The sequence below is a fragment of the Mucilaginibacter sp. genome, assembly GCF_964263795.1.
Lineage (GTDB): Bacteria > Bacteroidota > Bacteroidia > Sphingobacteriales > Sphingobacteriaceae > Mucilaginibacter.
Genome location: NZ_CAXVWK010000118.1, coordinates 21,595 through 41,192 on the forward strand (window position 1 = coordinate 21,595; position 19,598 = coordinate 41,192).

Below are 19,598 nucleotides of genomic sequence, written 5' to 3' on the forward strand. Positions count from 1 at the left end.
TAGTTTACGCTGTTACTGTAGTGGCCAGTTCTTCATCCTTTACCAAACCATTCTTACGAATAATCTCGCGGGCAAGGTTTAAATAATTTACGGCGCCTTTACAGTTCGCATCGTGCATAATAACTGATATCCCAAAGCTTGGCGCTTCGCTTAAGCGGGTATTGCGCTGTATAATGGTATCAAACACCATATCTTCAAAGTGGGTTTTTACCTCATCAACCACCTGGTTTGACAAGCGCAGGCGCACGTCATACATTGTTAGCAAAATGCCTTCAATCTCAAGCGTGGTGTTTAACCTGCTTTGTACAATTTTTATGGTATTAAGCAGCTTACCCAAACCTTCTAACGCAAAGTACTCGCACTGTACCGGGATAATAACAGAATCGGCCGCGGTTAAGGCGTTAATGGTAATTAAGCCTAAAGATGGAGAGCAGTCGATAATAATAAAGTCATACTCATCCCTGATGTTTTCCAGCACCGCTTTCATCTTATACTCGCGGTTGGTCAGGTTAATCATTTCTATCTCGGCACCCACCAGGTCGATATGCGCGGGCAGCAGGTCGAGGTTGGGGGTTTCGGTTTTTTGGATAGCATCATGCGGATCGATATCATTGATGATACACTCGTATATACTGTTCTTGATATTACGCGGATCGAAGCCGATGCCTGATGTAGAGTTGGCCTGCGGATCGGCATCAACCAGCAGTGTTTTATATTCAAGTACGGCTAAACTTGCGGCCAGGTTTATTGATGATGTAGTTTTTCCGACGCCACCTTTTTGATTGGCTAAGGCAATAATTTTACTCATTCTATCTGTTCAAAAAATTTATAAACGCGAATTATAACAACGAAAAACAAAAACAGAAATTTCTATGTTTGCAATGTTTATTTATCCGCCGCTAAAGATACGGTTTTTAACAATTCCGAAATCCACAGGAAAGGCCAACTTACAAACATAATTGGGAGCAATTATTGAATTAGTGAACGACTGAATTAGTGATCTGAACACTTAAACAACTCCTGAACCAATCAATAATTCATAGATCTTTAATTCGCTAATTACAATGGTAACTATCATCGCATCAACCAACCGACCCGGCAGCTCTACCCTAAAACTGGCGCAGTATTATCAAAGGGAACTAGCAAAAAGGGGGTTGGAAACCAATCTGTTGCCGTTGACTGATCTCCCTGACAATTTGATCAAAACCGACCTTTACGGGCAGCGCAGCCCCGAGTTTGAAAAGATACAGCAGCTGATAACTGCTACCCAAAAATTCTTATTTGTTATCCCTGAATATAACGGAAGTTTCCCCGGCGTGCTGAAGGTTTTTATAGATGCATGCAGTTTCCCCGAGAGCTTTTATGATAAAAAGGTTGCCCTTGTGGGCTTGTCATCAGGCAAGTACGGCAATATCCGCGGCATAGACCATTTTACAGGCGTTTGCCATTACCTGCACCTGAATGTAATGCCCTTAAAAATCCACATTGCATCTATCCGCAAGGAGATGGATGAGGCCGGCAATATCACTCCCGAGGATACCCTGAAATTTACGGGAGAGCAGATGGATAAATTTATTAAATTTTAAGTTACTTTATTATATTAGGGCTCTAAACCTTATTAATGAAACTGTTAAAGCCCATCTTGTTACTGGCAATATTTTGCCCCATCGTTTCATTTGCGCAAAGCAATTACAAACCAGGATACATTGTCACCATTAAGGGTGATACATTGAAAGGTTTTATCGACTACCGGGAATGGGACCTTAACCCAAAATCAATTAATTTCAAACAGACCGGGACTACTTCGGCAAAAACCGTAACGCCTGCCGATGTCAGTTATCTGAGCATAAACGATTTGGAATCCTTTCAAAAATATGCCGGCAACATTAGCAGGGATGAAACAATGGTTGACAGAGTAATTGGTGGACGAGATACCAGCTTTATAACAGGCGACTTTTTTTTACGTGTAATGCAACGCGGCCGTGTGATTGACCTTTTTAGTTACACAGACGGCATTAAACCCCGTTATTTTTACCGGGCCCCCGAGGATAATGTAATCCATGAGTTAGTGTACCGGATTTATACCAACGGCAACAAAACCGTTACCGAGAATACTTACATTCAACAGCTTACCACCATTGCCCTAAAGGCGAACGTAATGGACGACAAGTTACAAAATATGATGGACCATGCTGATTACAATGCACTTGAGCTGCAGCGCCTTGTGTCAAAAATGAACGGATTAAGTAATAAGGACCTGAAAATTAAAACCGTTGATAACAATAAAGATGTTGATGTATATGTGGGTGCTGCACTAAATGCAACTACTACCAAACCATACGGGCAGTATCAATCTGCCGGGGGTAAAACCTACACTTCCTATTTACCAAAAGTGCTATTCGGAATAAACGCTTACGCCAACCCTAATACCCGTAAGCTGGTGTTTTCATTAGAAGCCGGTGTGAGTATGGCGAAATATATATCAAACTATATTAATGTCAGGCCACCTAACACACCTATAAGCTATACCTTTAATCAGATTTTAGTGTCATTACGGCCACAGATCAAGTATAATTTTTATAATACCGATAACTTTAAAGTCTATGCAGGATTAGGTTATGATTTAGGAACGGCTTTCTATTCGAACGAAAAGTTTATACGGCAGGCCGATGGTGCCGATGCAAGCACTGGTTTTCTGCCGCTAAACTTTAACAAAATGTCAGGCGCGGCAGTGTATAAGGCGGGGGTGCAAATTAAGCGTAAGATTGAGATCTACGGCACTTACCTTGCAAACGGGGATCTGTCTGTAGATAAATATTTTGACTTAAGGCAAAAAATGGTTCAAGTGGGTATAAACTACACTTTAGGCCAGTAGTAAAGTTTACCTAACCAGCAATACCCACCCCGAGCGGATAGCTGTTTTATTTTGCAGATCGAGGGTGTAGTAGTAAGTGCCGGCCGGTAAAGGCTGCCCGTTGTAATTGCCATTCCATGCTTTTGCATAACCCCGGCTGCGAAATACCTGCCTGCCATCGCGGGTAAAAATGGTAAGAAGGCTCTCCGGATAGGTGATCAGTTGATCGATATTCCACAGATCGTTAACGCCATCGCCATTTGGCGAAAAGGCATTGGGGATGCTGATCTTTTTATACACCCGCACAAAAACATCATCGGTAACAATTCCGCAATTATCCTGCGATTCGGCATGCAGGGTATAGGTAACATCACTTGTTGGGTTAGCAATGGGTGTGAGCGAAGCCGGGTTGTCCAGATGATCTGCCGGTGTCCAGTAGTAACGCACATTATCACCGGTTACAATACCGTTAAGTGTTACAGATTCCCCCTCCTGTATGGTTATATCGGCACCCGCGTTTGCAGCCGGGGCTTTTAAAACCGTTACGGTCACCTGCTTGCTTTCATCAAAACAGCCGCCGTTATCAATCCGCACATGGTAAGTAGTGGTAGTTGCGGGTGTGGCAACGGGGTTTGCAATATCATCACGGTCCAGCCCTGCGGCAGGTGTCCATTTATACGTTACGCCGCCCCCGGCCTGTAATTCGGTGCTGCTGCCTTCGCAAATCGTAACGTCGGCGCTGATCGCAGGGCTCACTTTAGGTAAAACCTTAACCGTGGTTGATGCCGTAGAAATACAGCCTTTAGTACTGACTGTTACGGTGTAGAGGCCATCCTTACTATTATCTGCCAGGTAAGCTACCACCGGCGATTGCTCGGTAGACGTAAAGCTGTTTGGGCCTGTCCAGCTATAGGTGGTGCCGCCGGTTGCGGTAAGGCGCAATTCTTGAGTTTCGCAAACGGTTATATTAGCGGCAATCCCTACCACAGGCAGCGCATTTACATTTACTGTTAACGCCTGCGAATAGATCCTGCAGCTTATTGCCGATGCCGAACCGTTCAGGATGCCGATGCGGTATTGGTTTTTACCGGCTGTAGCGTTGGTTAGTGTTACATTAAGTGTAGTAGCCGTTTGCCCGGTAAGGTCTTTCCAGCCGCTCCCGTCGTTTTTGTTTACCTGCCATTGATAGTAGGGATCATCGTACCCCACCTGCGATGCCTTTAGCGTATAGGTGCCGCTTTCGCCTTCGCAAAGGTCGCGATCGGCGGTTGATGTTACATCGCCGAAACCGGCTTGTATAGTAGGGCCGTAAGGGCTGAAGGTGATATCATCCAGCACCAGATCGTTGCCGTTACCGCCCGGAGCGTTGTTACGCATCTTTACCACAATATCCGCCCCGTTAGATGGCGTAGTGAATGATGTACCATACTGTACGAACGTGGTAAAATCACCCTGCGGAATATCGCCGGTATTATAGGTTTTAAGTACGGTTCCATCAGCCGTTTCAATAGAAAAGGTAATATTAGGCCGGATATGGGTACGGGTGCTGGCCTGGTCGCGGATCACGTTCATGATCCATGCCGAAAACTGGTAGTTAGTGTTGGGACAAAGCAAATCTCCCCTGGCCTTTTGAACGTAAAAAATTCCGGGGTCGTAAGATGAGTTGATGATCATCATGTACCCGTTGGGGTCGCCGGTATGGTCATGCGGTATTACCTGCCAGGTGCCGCCGAAACAGTTGCCAAGCGCGCTGGCAATGGTGTAAAAACCATCGCCGGGGCACATTTCAGCAGTGTATCTAAAGTTGGTTACCGTGGCGGGCAAAGCAGGGCCGGTACCGTAAGTAGTACCCGCGCCAAAGGTTTCATTGATCACCGGATCGCCCAGGCTACCGCCGGCCAGTTGTGCAAACGCCGGGGCGCCTATCAACAGCATAAACACTAAAATCAATAACCGGAAATGGCTAACTGGCATTATTTGATCCGTATAAACGGCTTATCATCAAAAATATAAATATACACGTGTTAAGCGTAACCATCCCCTTTTTATGAAACAATTACTAATCAGTTTAAGTTTAATAAGTTCAAACATCTATGAAAATGATTAAGCAAATACTCTATATAACATGTATTGCCATAGTAACAACGGCTTGCTCGCAAAATAAACCTGACAAAAGTAAAAAAGCAGAGGTTAGCACACCTACACAACAGGATGTAAAACTGCCGGCCCCCTTCGAGACTAAATCCGTTAAAAATTACAGCAAGGTAGTTGGCTGGCCCGCTGGTAAAACCCCGGTTGCTCCGGCTGGTTTTACAGTAAGCCTATTTGCCGACAGCCTTAAAAACCCGCGTAATATTTACATCGCCCCTAACGGCGACATCCTGGTATCAGAAGCAAATACCGAGATGAAGGGTGTTAAAAAAATAGGGGCTAAGATCGTGGGGGCGGCAGGTTCGCAAAACCTGGGTAAAAGCGCTAACCGCATCAGTATTTTCAGGGATGCGGATGGAGACGGTAAACCCGAAATGCAAGGTGTATTTTTGAGCGATCTTAACCAGCCTTACGGGATGCTGATATTAGGTAGCTCCTTTTATGTAGCCAATACTGATGGCTTGTGGAAGTACGATTATAAAGCGGGCCAGACCAAAATTATCACGCCCGGTAAAATGATCGTATCGCTGCCTGCCGGCGGTTACAATAATCACTGGACGCGCAACATTATTAGTAATGCCAATGGCACCAAAATTTATATAGCGGTAGGATCCGGCACTAACCTGGCTGATCATGGAATGGATGTGGAGAAACGCCGCGCCAATGTATTAGAAATAAACCCTGACGGTAGCGGCGAACGTGTTTATGCCAGCGGCTTACGTAACCCCGCAGGTATTGCTATACAGCCTGGCACAGGCGTTTTATACACCGTGGTAAACGAGCGCGACGAACTGGGTGACGAGTTAGTGCCCGATTACCTTACCAGTGTTAAAGAGGGCGGCTTTTACGGATGGCCGTGGGCGTATTTTGGCCAGCACGAAGACCCGCGCCTTAAGGTAAAACGCCCGGATATGGTTAAGAAAACTATCACACCCGACCTGTCGTTAGGTGCGCATACAGCATCCCTGGGGATTGCCTTTTACACCGGAAAAAAATTCCCGGCGAAGTATGATAACGGTACTTTTATAGGGCAGCACGGCTCATGGAACCGCTCTAAATTATCAGGATATAAAGTAGGGTTTGTGCCCTTCAGCAACAATAAACCGGGTAATGCAATGGAAGACTTTTTAACCGGCTTTGTGGCCAATGCAGATAAAAATGAGGTTTACGGACGCCCGGTTGGCGTTACGATAGCCAAAGACGGCTCGCTGCTGGTTGCAGATGATGCCAGCAACCGCATCTGGCGGGTGAGCGCTAAATAAGCTACTTATCATTTTTTAAATAATAGCCCTTACTAAATGTGAAGGGCTATTATTGTTAGTTTCATTGAATTTTATGATCAAACATTTCCTTTACGTAATTTTTATGGTGATGGCCGGGCTGGATACGTTTGCCCAAAATCAACCGTCTAAAACCAGCCCGGATACTACGAGGCAGCTTAAGGCAGTTACTGTTAAAGCTTACCTGTCCGAACAGCGTGTATTAAATGTGCCGGCTTCTGTAAGCGTATTATCGGCAGCGAGGCTGCGGGTACAGCCTGACAATTCTTTTGTATCTGCATTAAACACCGTTCCCGGCGTGCGGGCCGAGGAACGTTCGCCGGGCAGTTACCGGCTCTCTATCAGGGGTAGCTTGCTGCGATCGCCGTTTGGGGTTAGGGATGTTAAGGTTTACTTTGACGAAATCCCCCTAACGGACGCGGGAGGTAATACTTATCTGAACGCACTGGACATTGGCAACATACAGCATATCGAGATCCTGAAAGGACCGGACGGGAGCTTGTTCGGTGCAAATTCGGGCGGGGTAGTTTTAATAAACCCGGTTAGCGGAAAAGCCGACAGCACCTACCTCAACGCGGAGTTAAATGGTGGCTCGTATGGCTTATTTCATCAGAAAGCTAACCTGCAGATCGGCAACAGCAAAAACAGGCTCAATCTGAGCCAATCCTACCAAAACTATAATGGCTACCGCGAAAACAGCCGGATGCACCGCAACTACATCCAGGCTACGGATGCTTTACCCTACGGTAAAGGAAATGAGCTGCGGGCCATCGCCCTGTATTCTGACCTGAACTACCAAACACCCGGCGGCTTAAACCTGGCGCAGGTAACGGCTAATCCGCGTTCGGCCAGGCTGCCAACTGCTACCTTACCCGGCGCTGTACAGCAAAAGATAGCTATCGATACCAAAATACTCTTAGGAGGGCTGGTCAATGAGGCGCGGCTCACCAACCGGATCCGCAACGTGGCTGCCATTTTTGGCAACCACGTAGATTTTGCCAATCCTTTCATTACCAATTACGAGCAGCGCAGCGAAAATACTTACGGCTTCCGCACCTATTTCGAACTGGCAGCCACCCCCCGTAAAAACTTCGACTGGAAGCTGAACATTGGGGCCGAATTGCAGCAAACCAACTCGCTTATCAGCAATTATGACAACAACGCGGGCGAAAAGGGCAAAGTGCAAAAGATAGATAAGATCAACACCAATCAGCATTTCTTTTTTACCCGTTATGCTGCGGATATTTTTAAACGGCTGCATGCCGAGGCGGCTGTGAGCCTGAATTATTACCAGTATAAATTCAAAAACATATCGCCGTTAAATGAAGGCCAATTTACTCCCCGCAATTACACACCACAACCAATGCCAAGGCTGGCGCTATCCTACCAGGTTACCAACGATTTTATCTGGAGGGCATCCGTTAGCCGCGGTTACTCTACCCCCACCATTGCTGAGGTGAGGCCTACTGATAATATTGTGAACACCAGCCTGAAAGCCCAGGACGGATGGAATTATGAAACGGGTTTTCGCCTGCGCAATAAAGATGAAAGCATGCTGCTGGATGCATCGGTATTTTATTACCGGCTCAACAAAGCAATTGTGCGCCGGCTAAATCCAAATGAAACAGAATTTTATATTAATGCAGGCGGCACAAACCAGCCGGGCTTTGAAATAGCCTTTACAGATTGGCTGATCCGCCAGAACAGGAGCAACTTTATCCGCGGGTTACAATTTAACACATCGTTTACCTATAGCCGGTTCAAATTCAGGGATTACCAGGTTGCGGGTGCCAGCTACTCAAACAACGCGCTCACGGGTGTGCCTAAAGAGGTTTTAGTGTCGTCAATACAACTCAACGTGCCTGCAAATTTATCGGTGTTTGTACAACATAATTATACATCAGCCGTACCGCTTAATGATGGTAACACGGTGTATGCTAACAAATACCATTTGTTACAAGCCAAAGCGTCATGGCAGCACAAATTGGGCAACAAAGCGCGGTTAGAACTTTACGCCGGGGCCGACAATCTGCTAAATCAAAAATACAGCCTCGGCAATGACCTGAACGCCGTTGGTAACCGGTATTACAATCCGTCTGCCCCCCGAAATTACTTTGCAGGGATAAGTGTAGCGTTGTGAGTTAGCTGATAAGAAATAAACATTAAAGGGAAAATTTGATCCATCCGTTTCCTTCGTACCCGAAGATAAACTGTTTGGGATGGATAATTTCTGCCAGGATCTCAACTGAATCGACGATGCGCGGGCCGGGGCGGTTAAAATACTGGTTCCCGTCGGCAATGTAGATGCGGTTGTTTTGAACGGCCTTTAGTTCATTGAAACCGTCTTGCTGTATCAGGATATAGATCTCGCGCATGGTGCGCTCTATTGAAAAACCACAAGGCATCAGCAAAATAATATCAGGGTCCTGCGCCCTTATCCCTGCCCAATCAATGTACGGTGAATGCTTACCCGCCTGGGCAAGTACGGCCATGCCACCTGCAATGGCAACCAGTTCGGGCACCCAATTGCCGGATATCATCATCGGCTCCAGCCACTCTATGCAAGCCACGGTTGGTTTGTTCTCCATAAATTTTAGCTTATGGCGAATGATGTCAACACGTTCCGTAAGGTCTTCCACCAGGCGTTCTCCGGCGCCGGTTATGTTCAAGGCATTTGCTACGGTTTGGATATCGCCAAATATATCCTCCAGGCTGTTGGGTTGTAGGGAGATGATCCTGGTTGGTTTTTCCAGGTAATTATCCAGCGCCTGCTCTACCTCGGTCAGGGATACCGCGCAAACCTCGCACTGGGCCTGGGTGATCACCACATCGGGCGACAAAGCTTTTATCACATCGCGCTTAACCGTGTACACTGATAAAGCATCTGCAAGAATCTCCTTTACTTTTACATCGATCTGGGCGCTAGTCATCCCGTCAGAGAAATTAGCTTCCGAACATACCGGCAGCTGCTGCACACCTTCCGGGTAATCACACTCATGAGAGCGGCCAACAAGGTTTTCCTGCAAACCAAGTGCACAAACAATTTCGGTAGCGGCGGGCAGCAACGATATGATTTTAGAAGCAGGCATAGTTTAAACGTACAGATTTTGGATGTGCAAATATGCGAATTAATGACTTGCGTAAATAGCAAAGCGGTAAATTGGCTATCTCTCTGTTGCCGCCTGTGCGATAAAAGCACCCCTGCCCTTTAGCTAACTAAACTCGCATTTGCAGATAAACGAAACAAAGACCGGAAGAGTTGCGTTTTTTCTGCGGTGTAAAATATATATTTGGGCAGATGATATTCCTAACCTTCTTTATCGGGATCATAGCTAATTTTATTGGCTATATACCGCCCGGTAATATCAATTTAACGCTGGTACAGATCACCATAAACCGTGGGATGAAACAAGCCCTGCAGTTTATTATCGCGTTTAGCTGCATTGAGTTCATTTTCACCTTTGTAATAATGCTGGCAGCAAAATGGCTATCCGGGCAGGTTAAGCTGGATACCATTATTGATTGGGTGATGGTAGTGCTGTTCGGTACGCTCGGTACAATTACCTGGCTAAACCGTAACAAGCCCCAGCAAACCACCTATTCGCAGCATGCCAGCATTAAATATGGCATCCTTTTGGGGTTTTTAAACCCTATGCAAATTCCGTTTTGGATGGTGACGGGCACTTACCTGATCACCCACCAATGGATAGAGGACGGCCGTTTGGCACTTGTGATCTTCAGCATCGGTTCTGCCGGCGGGTCATTCCTGGCTTTATTCCTTTACGCCAAGTTTGCCAAATACCTGCAGGATAGATTTGCTTTGAGCGCGAAGGCCATCAACGTTGGTATCGCGGTATTATTTTTTGGGTTTGCAGCCTACCATATTTTCAAGCAGATCTACCTGGTATTTTTTAAGCACCATTAAGTATCTGATTTCCGCAAAGGGTAACATGATATATTGCCTATCATATAACTGCTCCTAAACTGTTACCTTAGGAATTTGGGGGGCTTACCTTTGTGTTAATATTCCAGATCTTCTCGGCTTTGCGGCCAATGAGCCAAAACGACGCGGCAAGGATAGAAAAGAACAGCGTTTTGTTGGTATGATCCCAAAAGAATTCAAAGTACTTGGTATATAAAAAGATGATCAGGAAGGTAATACCAAACTCACGGGCAACAACATCCTTGTTTTTTAAGCCATACAACAGGAAAGCCCCTGCAACCACCGCAGATATAATGCCCCAGTAAAACAAACTGATCTGTTTAATTTGCCACCAGGTATCGATGCTGCCGTAATTGCCAAAAATGCTGAACAGCCAAAGCGACATAAACAGGTAAAGCATCCCCACCACGTAGGTAAGTTCCCAAAAGTAAGCAAACCACTTTTTGCCTTTCAACAGGTGGCAGGCACCTACCAGTACCAGGCCAAAAACCACAAACCTCAGCGGATAATTCATCCCTAAAAAATATAGCGCCCACTTGGTTTGATAGCCGGTTTCGGTACCGAACCAACTGCCTAAAGATACCAATGCAAACAGCCAGATCATTCTTGAACTCATTCGCCAGGCCAGGAAGCCGTAAACAAACACCGATGCCAGGAATAGTAAAGAATAGTGCCCCGAGCCGTTATCAAACGTTTTGCCCAGATAAGCAATGCAGCAGGCAGTAAATAGCACCCCGGTAAATATAACGGCCTCGTTGCTGAAAACCTGCTCGGGGAAGCGCTTTTGGCGACGGCTGCCAATATAGAACAAACCTGCAGCCATAGCACCCGATAGGATACTGATAACAATATCAGGCGTGTAGTAAAGCTTTTGCAACCATCTGATAACGGCGTCGTCAACTATTAGCGAGCCTACAGCCACTACACCACAGATCAGTGCTATCCAAAATGAATACTTGGCCAGCCGCATCCAGTCGAAACCTTTTACATTATAGGAGTTGCGCAATTGCTCGGCCTGCGCCGCTTCAATTAAATTATGTTTCTCCCAGTGGGAAATGGTATTATTAAGAAATTCGCTTTCCTGCCTGTCCAGGTTTAGTTTAGCCATTGGTTAATAAGTAGCTGTCTAATCAAATCTATTGATTTATATGAAAAGTAAAAAGCAGAACAGGAAAAATACATCGCGTCATTGGCAACATTGACTTAGCCAACTGTTACTAATCAGGTGTTGAATTGCGGAGAGTCTATTACCAGCAGCGCCTGTACATCCTGTTTGTCTTTACCCAGTTGCACAACTAATTCATCAAGAGACGCGAATTTGATATCTGCCCTTACAAAATGCAGGAATTCCATACGTAACTCTTTGTTGTAAATATCAGCGCTAAAATCAAAAATATTCACTTCGATATTGCGTGTCATGCCGTTAACGGTTGGTCGGTGACCGATGTAGGCCATGCCATTATGCTGCTGGCCCTCTACTTTAACCTTTACGGCGTAGATCCCGTCCGACGGGATAAGTTTGTACTGCTCGCCCACCATCAGGTTGGCAGTGGGGTATCCCAGTGTACGGCCTAATTGATCGCCACGGATCACGCTTCCGGTAATAAAAAACGGGTAACCAAGACATTCGTTGGCTATCTCAATATCGCCATCCAAAAGCGCCTTACGGATACGGGTAGAGCTGATCGCAACATCGTTAATATCCTGCTCCGGTATCTCTATCACTTCAAAGGCGTAAAGTGGTGCATGGGCAAGCAGGTCCTGCAGCCCCCCCTTACGGTCTTTACCAAAGCGGTGATCGTACCCTATTACAATTTTTTTGGTGCCTATTTTATTCACCAGAACATCACGGATATAGGCCTCTGCTGATTGATTGGAAAAATCTCTTGAAAACGGGGTGATGATCAGGTGGTCGACACCCAGTTGGGACAGCAGCTGCGCTTTTTCGTCTATCGTGGTGATCAGCTTGATGTTTTCGTCTTCGGGGTGTAAGATCATCCGCGGATGCGGAAAAAAAGTTAAGATAACGGTTTCCCCACCCGATGCTTCCGCGAGTTCTTCGATGCGGGCGATAATTTTACGGTGGCCAATGTGTACGCCATCAAAGGTACCGATTGTAACCACGGCATTAGCCACGGGAGTAAAGTCTTCTAAACTATTGTATATCTTCATGGTAACGGCACAAAGGTAAGATGACAAAGGACAATGCCGAAAGGTTTTGCTAATTGCTGTGTAAAATTACCTGTCGGTTTGTTGGGCAGGTTGCTCTTTTAGCGAGCGGATGATGTTTACCAGTTCCATTACCTCATGGGCATCCCGGATACTATAGTTACCGCTACGCGTACGGCGCAAGGCCGACATGTAGGCACCGTTATTTAAAGCCGCGCCAAAATCGTTTACCAGCGAGCGGATGTAAGTGCCTTTGCTGCAAACCACCCTAAAGTCTACCTCGGGCAATTCGATGCGGGTGATCTCAAATTCAGAGATCGTAACATTGCGTAGCTTCAACTCTACCTCTTCGCCGCGGCGGGCTTTTTCGTACAGGCGTTCGCCGTCAACCTTTATAGCGGAGTGCGCGGGAGGATATTGCTGAATATCGCCGGTAAACCGGGCGGTGGCGGCTTTTATCTGTTCGTCGGTTAAATGACTTGTTTCAAACTTGGTTTCCGGTTCGCTCTCCAGGTCATAGGTTGGCGTGGTAGCGCCTAAAACCATGGTACCTGTATATTCCTTCTCTTCCGCCTGAAAAGTATCTATCTGTTTGGTCATTTTACCGGTACAGATAATCAGCAGGCCGGTAGCCAAAGGGTCAAGCGTGCCTGCGTGGCCAACTTTAAGTTTTAGAGGCTTAAATGAATTACGGATCTTGCCCACCACATCAAAGCTGGTCCACTCGTAGGGTTTGTTAACCAGTAGTAACTGACCGTCGGCAAAATCTTGAATGGAATTGAACATGAACCGTGGTTATAACTGGATTAAAGGATTTACTGATAATCAGGAATGATTTTGGAAGATCCGGGATTCGATCCTTAAATCCATCAATCGTGTATTAGATGACCTGTAAATTATGGCCAGAAACTATTAGGATAATAATGATCCCACCTACTACAATACGGTACCAGCCAAAAAGCTGAAAACCGCGTTTTTCTAAAAAGGTGATGAAAGTTTTAATAGCCAACAAAGCTACCACAAAAGCAATTACATTGCCGATGGCTAACAGCTTGATCTCTTCACCGGTGAAAACATGACCTTCTTTATAAAAATCGTAAAGCTTTTTTGCTGTTGCTGCAAACATGGTTGGCACCGCTAGAAAGAAAGAGAATTCGGCGGCGGCCTTGCGGCTTAGCTTCTGGCTCATACCACCAACAATGGTAGCGGCCGAACGCGATGTACCGGGAATCATGGCCAGGCATTGAAAGAAACCGATCTTCAGCGCGGTTAAGTAGCTGATCTCTTTTTCTTCCTTAACATCCGGCTGGTTAAACCATTTGTCAACAAACAGCAAAATGATACCGCCCACAAATAAGGTGATACCAACAGTTAATGCACTCTCCAGTAAAGCATCGATCTTCTTACTGAACAGCAACCCGAAAACCGCTGCGGGGATAAAAGCCACTACCAGCTTGAAGTAAAAATCTAATGTCTGGAAAAAGCGTTTGAAGTAAAGCACCACTACCGATAGGATGGCGCCTAACTGTATGGCGATAGTAAACAGCTTAACAAAATCGTTGCTGGCAATACCCATTACAGATGATGCAATGATCATATGCCCGGTTGATGATACCGGCAAAAATTCGGTGATGCCCTCGATAATAGCAAGGACAATAACGTGTATTAGATTCATGAGTTAGCTGCCGGCTTTTTAAATATAGCGTAAAAGCCTAATCCGAAACCTGCCAATACTACTATGGGTGCTAACACGATTTTTGTATTGCTATAAATATCTGTAGTACCGCTCATTAAAAAAAAGCCTAATGCCACAATAGCAATACTGATGATAAGGATGCGATAATTTTCTTTACCGAATATAAATTGCACCGGTGCTGCAGTTGGCTGCGTTTTAGTGGCGGCTGCCGGTCTTATTGGTTGTTGTGCCATGTCTTGATTAATAATTTGTTGTCCCGATTGCTATCGGGATAGTGAATATTGATTACTATCTGTACAGATCGTATATTTTTAAACGTAAAAACTTGTTAACCGCCAGGAAGGTGCTAAAGGCCGATATAAATATGCCCAGGCCTATTACTCCTAAAAATACAACTGCAAATTCGGTACGGGTTTGCAAAATTACCAGGTCGGGTATCTGGTTATTTGCCAGGTACAAGGTACCTATTAAAATAACTACCGCTATTAAGCCGCCAAGTAAACCGTGCCATATACCGTACAACAAAAACGGCTTGCGAATAAACCCTTTTGTTGCCCCAACCAGCTGCATCGACTTGATCAGGAACCGTTGCGAGTAAATAGCCAGCCTGATAGTATTGTTGATTAATGCTACCGATAACACAACAAAGATACCTGCGAAGGCCAGTATGATCAAACTGATAGAGGTAAGGTTGGAGTTCATTTGGTCTACCAGCGATTGCTGATATTTTACCTCTTTAACCAAAGGGTTCTTTAACAGTTCGGCCTTGAATTTATCAATGCCGGCGTTATTGGCATAATCGGCCTTTAGGTATACATCCAGCGATTGCGATAGCGGGTTGTAACCTAAAAACTTCACAAAGTCTTCGCCCAGGTCCTTCTGCAGGTTGCGGGCGGCAAGTTCCTTACTTACATAAGTGGTTTGCTTTACCATCACATTACCGTCCAGCTGCTTTTGCAGTTGCAATACATCCGTTTCATGGGCCGAATCGTCCATGAAAATATTTAACACGATATTTTCTTTCACGTAGCGCGAAAGGTTATTGGCATGAACCAGTATTAACCCTAAAAGGCCTATCATCAACAATACCATAGCAATACCAAAAACGGTTGATATATAAATGGTCTTTACCTTTTTTACCGATTCGCTTGCTTCAAATTCTTCCATTTATTGTAGATATGAGATACTTAACGCATTATCAATTTGCGAAATTAACAAACCCGCCCTAAAGGTAAAAGTTTATGCTGTATAATTAACAATAATTAACGGATGTCTGCTTCACCGAATGTATCAATACGATCATCGGCACAATACCTTAATGGTTGACAGCCACCGTTTATTAATCCAAAAAAACGAACAAAGGTTAACAAAGGTTAACACTTTTTCGTTAAAAAACAGCTTAAATCACTATCAGTCAATTATTTGTGCAAAATGCGGGTTAACATAAAAACTAATACTTTAGTTGTTTCTCATAGTGCAATTTTAGGCTTTGTTAATTTAGAAAGGCGCCTGCCACAGGAAACAAAATCGTTCTGTGGCCTGTTAACTAAACATGACAAAGCCAGCAAACGATCACGATAAACCATCACCATCTGATACGCCTACCAACAGGCCTGCAGATAACGGCCATGAAAGTGTTACCAAACGCGAGGACAATCAATACCACGCCGACGAACCGCAGCAGGAAAATGTAGCCGGTTATTACGAAAACGTGGAACAGCCGGTGAACCCGATTAAAAATCCGCCAAAAGAGGATCAGCCTGATGTGAGCGATGACGACAGCCGCCGCCTGGAATCTAAATAGTTAGGCTATCGGCTTGGCTATACCGGCCGAGTTAAACTGCAGATCGTACAGCTTGCGGTAATAGCCGCCCTCAATTTTTAATAATTCCTGGTGGGTGCCGCTTTCCATTATTTCGCCATGATCCAATACGATGATCTTGTTGGCGTTTTGTATGGTTGATAGCCTGTGTGCTATTACAATAGCCGTACGGCCTTGCATCAGTTTATTTATAGCGTTCTGGATCAGCAATTCCGTTTCAGTATCAACCGACGAGGTGGCCTCATCTAACACCAATATGGCAGGGTTGTAAACCAGCGCGCGGATAAAAGAGATCAGTTGCGCCTGCCCGGCAGACAGGGTTGCGCCGCGTTCCATTACGTTATAATCGTAACCGCCCGGTAAGCGCTCAATAAAATCATGCGCGCCAACATCTTTGGCGGCTTTAATAATTTCTTCGCGGGTGATAGCCGGATTATTGAGGCTGATGTTATTGGCAATGGTATCTGTAAATAAAAATACATCCTGTATTACGGTGGCAATTCGCGACCGCAGGTAATCCGTCTTATACTGCCGGATGTCAACGCCATCTACCTTAACTTCGCCCTTTCCGATATCGTAAAAACGGTTAAGGATATTAATAGTAGATGATTTTCCGGCACCTGTTGCCCCTACCAAAGCAAGCGTTTCGCCGGGCTTGATGTGGAAGTTTATATCCTTTAATACCCAATTCTCTTCATTATAGGCAAACCAAACGTCGTTGAACTGGATATCGCCCTGTAAAGCGGCAGGTGCAAGTGTACCCTGGTCTATAGCAACTTCGTCGGTATCCAGTACCTTAAAGATGCGGTCGGCCCCTACCATGCCCATTTGCAGGGTATTGAATTTATCGGCCAGCTGCCGTATTGGGCGAAACAGCATATTCAACAGTACAATGAACCCGGTAATAACACCCGGCGTAACGCCACCCGGCGAGGCCGATATGCTGTGCATTTGCTGATCGCTTAGGATGCGTTTACAACCATACCAAACCAGCAGGGCCATACAAATGGCAAACAGGATTTCTACAACCGGGAAAAAAATGGAGTAATACCAATTAGAGCGGATATTGGCATCACGGTATTTCTGATTTACCGACCGGAATTTGCGCATTTCCTGCTCTTCGCGGGCAAAGTATTGTATGATGCTGATCCCGCTGATGTGCTCGGCCAAAAAAGTATTCAATTGGGCAACCTGCGTACGCACCTCCTGGAAGGATGACTTGATCGCCTCTTTAAACACGTAAGTAGATGCGAAAAGTAAGGGCATCGGTATCAGTGTGATCAGCGCCAGTTTCCAATCCTGGTAAAGCATAATACCAATAACGGCCACAACCAGTAGCAGATCGCCCATTATGGAGATCAACCCTTCAGAAAAAATATCTGCAATGGTTTCCAGGTCAGATACCGTACGGGTAATGAGCATACCTATAGGCGTACGGTCAAAATATTTTAAACGAAGGCTGGTAATGTGGTTAAAAATATCTATCCGCAGATCCTTAATTACCGATTGGCCTAATGAATTGGTAAGGTAAGTTTGGTAGTACTGGGCCACCGTAGCAATTATAAGCTGGCCTATCATCAGCTCAACCATAAATACCAGGCCATGGTAATCATTTGCAAGGATGTATTTATCCAGGGTAAGTTGTATTAGTATAGGCTGCGCCACGGCTATTGCCGCTAAAAATATGGTCAGGAATGCGGCCACTATAAAAGTGCGGTTGTAGGGCTTTACGTAATGCATAACCCTGCCAAGCAGTTTCCAATCGAGCGCTTTACCTGTTACTTCTGCCATTCTTCTTTATTTGAATTCTGAAGGTTAAAATTCGGAATTACTTTTACTTTGTTAATGCGGTGATCTTAAATGTATAATTGATTATTTAAACCACTACAAATACGAATACTTCACCTCTGTTAAATACAACCCGCAAGCCGGGACACTGGTACCTGCCTTGCTGCGGTTTTTACTTGCTATTATCTTCCTTATTGCTTCGGGCGGCATCTCGCCTTTGCCAACTGCCAGTAAGGTGCCTACTATGGCCCGTACCATATTGCGCAAAAACCTGTCGGCCGAGATCTTGAAAACGATTCCGTTTTGGGTCTGCTCCCACACGGCATTTACAATTTTACAATTATTGGTCTTAACCTGCGTATTAGATTTACTAAAACAGCTAAAATCTGTATATTCCATGATAATTGCCGCCGCCTGGTTCATTAACTCCAGATTGGGCAAGTCGCGCAGCAACCAGGAGTACCCATGCTTAAACGGATCCTTATCAAAATGGATATGGTATTCGTAAGAGCGCAACGTTGCATCAAATCGTGCATGCGCATCAGGCTGAACAAGTATGATATTTTTGACGGCGATATCATTCGGCAGCAGGGCGTTTAGGCTGCGCTTGTCTATGTCCAATGGTCTATCGTCTATGCTTGCTACATCTGCATGTGCAAAAAACTCTTTCGCATGAACGCCCGTATCTGTGCGGCCGCAGCCGGTAGTTTCAATAGGTTGCCGCAACAAGGTGGTCAAAGCTTTATCAAGCAATTCCTGTACCGTTACGGCATTGGGCTGCACCTGCCAGCCGTGGTAGTTGGTACCATCGTAGCTTAGTTCAATAAAATAACGGCTGGCTGCAAACACGGCGCAAAGTTAAGTTTTGTTTTATAAAGGCTTTAAAGGTTTTATTGTTATAAAGGTTATAAAGATTATTTTTACGGCGAATTACATGGTTAACTAACACCCGCAACCTTTACAAACAAGTTATGCTACAACGAATACAATCCATATACCTGCTGTTTGCCTCATTAGTACTTTTCGGTTTATTTGCTTTCCCGCTGGCGCATAATATTTATGTAGATGGCAAATTGGTGAACGTATCTATAACCGGCGTTTACGAAAACGTCAACGGCCAGGATAAACAACTGCAGGATTTTATGGCCCTGGCTATCTTAACAGTAGTAGCCGCTATCATCCCCCTTATCATTATATTTCTTTATAAAAACCGCAAGCAGCAGATCGCTCTATGCTACGGCGCTATTTTATTGTTAATAGGTTACAGCTTCTGGATGGCCCAGACCGTTAAAAAAGTTGTTGGAGACATTAAACTGGAATACAAAAACATGGGGATAGGATTGTTCTTGACCTCGTTAAGCATTGTGCTTATTATTTTCGCCGTAAAAGCTATTCAGCGCGATGAGAAACTGGTACGATCGGCGGATCGGTTGAGGTAAGTCAACGTTTAACTTTAAGCAGCGGATTATCTAATTCGCCTTTTTTGATTAATTAAATGATTTATACCCACGGTTTTCTTTGCTACTGTAAATATCTGCAACAGCCTTTGGCTTACATTCCCCTTTATTCCATTATCATAACTCAAGTTTAAACCTGCATTGATTTTCAGCCGTTTAACTTTAAAAACTGTCATAAATTTGCCATTATCATAAAATTGAAAACAGGTATTTGATTTTGTGCGAATTAGTGCTACCTTTGCAGCCGATTTGACGATGTAGTCAAATACGTTATTTTAATTCATGAACCCATTTATTAATCTGGGAATCCGTCATGATATTGTTAATGCCATCTCTGAGTTAGGATTTGAAAATCCTACGCCAATCCAGGAACAGTCAATTCCGGTATTGTTAACAGGCAGCAACGATTTTGTCGGATTAGCCCAAACAGGGACCGGT

Annotated in this window: 18 protein-coding genes; 7 read left to right on the plus strand and 11 right to left on the minus strand. The window is 45.0% G+C overall.

The annotated features are described in order from the left end of the window. Positions 1–4: 4 nt before the first annotated feature. A complete protein-coding gene (locus ACE5CV_RS18555; protein ID WP_374951693.1) occupies positions 5–808 on the minus strand; it encodes a ParA family protein in 804 nt (267 codons plus the stop codon). Positions 809–1,064: 256 nt separating this feature from the next. Between ACE5CV_RS18555 and ACE5CV_RS18560 the strand changes: the two genes are divergently transcribed. Both ACE5CV_RS18560 and ACE5CV_RS18565 read left to right on the plus strand, forming a co-directional pair. Continuing rightward, positions 1,065–1,586, plus strand: a complete 522-nt coding sequence (locus ACE5CV_RS18560; protein ID WP_374951694.1) for an NADPH-dependent FMN reductase — start codon at positions 1,065–1,067, stop codon at positions 1,584–1,586. A 35-nt stretch (positions 1,587–1,621) separates the two neighbouring features. Next, a complete protein-coding gene (locus tag ACE5CV_RS18565; RefSeq protein ID WP_374951695.1) occupies positions 1,622–2,875 on the plus strand; it encodes a hypothetical protein in 1,254 nt (417 codons plus the stop codon). A gap of 6 nt (positions 2,876–2,881) precedes the next feature. Here the strand turns inward: ACE5CV_RS18565 and ACE5CV_RS18570 are convergent, their stop codons facing one another. Further along, positions 2,882–4,828 (minus strand): gliding motility-associated C-terminal domain-containing protein, encoded by a 1,947-nt coding sequence (locus ACE5CV_RS18570; RefSeq protein ID WP_374951696.1) that lies wholly within the window; start codon positions 4,826–4,828, stop codon positions 2,882–2,884. A 125-nt stretch (positions 4,829–4,953) separates the two neighbouring features. Between ACE5CV_RS18570 and ACE5CV_RS18575 the strand changes: the two genes are divergently transcribed. Next, positions 4,954–6,267, plus strand: a complete 1,314-nt coding sequence (locus ACE5CV_RS18575) for a PQQ-dependent sugar dehydrogenase (protein ID WP_374951697.1) — start codon at positions 4,954–4,956, stop codon at positions 6,265–6,267. 73 nt (positions 6,268–6,340) lie between these two features. Further along, on the plus strand, positions 6,341–8,425 hold the full coding sequence (locus tag ACE5CV_RS18580; RefSeq protein ID WP_374951698.1) for a TonB-dependent receptor: 2,085 nt from the start codon (positions 6,341–6,343) through the stop codon (positions 8,423–8,425). A 22-nt stretch (positions 8,426–8,447) separates the two neighbouring features. Here the strand turns inward: ACE5CV_RS18580 and ACE5CV_RS18585 are convergent, their stop codons facing one another. Further along, positions 8,448–9,374: a cobalamin-binding protein gene (locus ACE5CV_RS18585; protein WP_374951699.1), complete on the minus strand. Its 927-nt coding sequence runs from the start codon at positions 9,372–9,374 to the stop codon at positions 8,448–8,450. A gap of 209 nt (positions 9,375–9,583) precedes the next feature. Here ACE5CV_RS18585 and ACE5CV_RS18590 point away from each other — a divergent pair, with 209 nt between their 5' ends. Further along, entirely contained in the window at positions 9,584–10,210 is a 627-nt protein-coding gene (locus ACE5CV_RS18590) for a LysE family translocator (protein WP_374951700.1), read from the plus strand. Between the two features lie 67 nt (positions 10,211–10,277). On the opposite strand, the gene ACE5CV_RS18595 is transcribed toward ACE5CV_RS18590, so the two are convergent. The 6 genes from ACE5CV_RS18595 to ACE5CV_RS18620 all read right to left on the minus strand — a co-directional run bounded on the left by ACE5CV_RS18595 (position 10,278) and on the right by ACE5CV_RS18620 (position 15,260). Continuing rightward, complete coding sequence (locus ACE5CV_RS18595; RefSeq protein WP_374951701.1) at positions 10,278–11,336, minus strand: DUF2157 domain-containing protein; 1,059 nt, start codon at positions 11,334–11,336, stop codon at positions 10,278–10,280. 113 nt (positions 11,337–11,449) lie between these two features. After that, positions 11,450–12,400, minus strand: a complete 951-nt coding sequence (locus ACE5CV_RS18600; RefSeq protein WP_374951702.1) for a bifunctional riboflavin kinase/FAD synthetase — start codon at positions 12,398–12,400, stop codon at positions 11,450–11,452. 66 nt (positions 12,401–12,466) lie between these two features. Beyond that, positions 12,467–13,183, minus strand: a complete 717-nt coding sequence (truB, locus tag ACE5CV_RS18605; protein ID WP_374951703.1) for a tRNA pseudouridine(55) synthase TruB — start codon at positions 13,181–13,183, stop codon at positions 12,467–12,469. A gap of 94 nt (positions 13,184–13,277) precedes the next feature. Continuing rightward, on the minus strand, positions 13,278–14,072 hold the full coding sequence (locus tag ACE5CV_RS18610) for an undecaprenyl-diphosphate phosphatase (protein ID WP_374951704.1): 795 nt from the start codon (positions 14,070–14,072) through the stop codon (positions 13,278–13,280). Beyond that, positions 14,069–14,326, minus strand: coding sequence for a DUF3098 domain-containing protein (locus tag ACE5CV_RS18615; RefSeq protein WP_374951705.1), 258 nt, complete (start codon positions 14,324–14,326; stop codon positions 14,069–14,071). Before ACE5CV_RS18615 ends, ACE5CV_RS18610 begins: the two co-directional genes overlap by 4 nt. Positions 14,327–14,381: 55 nt before the next feature. Beyond that, positions 14,382–15,260, minus strand: a complete 879-nt coding sequence (locus tag ACE5CV_RS18620) for a cell division protein FtsX (protein ID WP_374951706.1) — start codon at positions 15,258–15,260, stop codon at positions 14,382–14,384. A gap of 385 nt (positions 15,261–15,645) precedes the next feature. Between ACE5CV_RS18620 and ACE5CV_RS18625 the strand changes: the two genes are divergently transcribed. Beyond that, a complete protein-coding gene (locus tag ACE5CV_RS18625; protein ID WP_374951707.1) occupies positions 15,646–15,897 on the plus strand; it encodes a hypothetical protein in 252 nt (83 codons plus the stop codon). Here ACE5CV_RS18625 and ACE5CV_RS18630 read toward each other — a convergent pair whose 3' ends face one another. Next, positions 15,898–17,706 carry an ABC transporter ATP-binding protein gene (locus ACE5CV_RS18630; protein WP_374951708.1) on the minus strand — a complete coding sequence of 603 codons (1,809 nt, stop codon included), beginning with the start codon at positions 17,704–17,706 and terminating at the stop codon, positions 15,898–15,900. Between the two features lie 93 nt (positions 17,707–17,799). Then, positions 17,800–18,552, minus strand: coding sequence for a tRNA pseudouridine(38-40) synthase TruA (truA, locus tag ACE5CV_RS18635; RefSeq protein WP_374951709.1), 753 nt, complete (start codon positions 18,550–18,552; stop codon positions 17,800–17,802). A gap of 122 nt (positions 18,553–18,674) precedes the next feature. On the opposite strand from truA, the gene ACE5CV_RS18640 reads away from it, so the two are divergent. Beyond that, complete coding sequence (locus ACE5CV_RS18640) at positions 18,675–19,142, plus strand: DUF4293 domain-containing protein (protein WP_374951710.1); 468 nt, start codon at positions 18,675–18,677, stop codon at positions 19,140–19,142. Positions 19,143–19,598 lie beyond the last annotated feature (456 nt).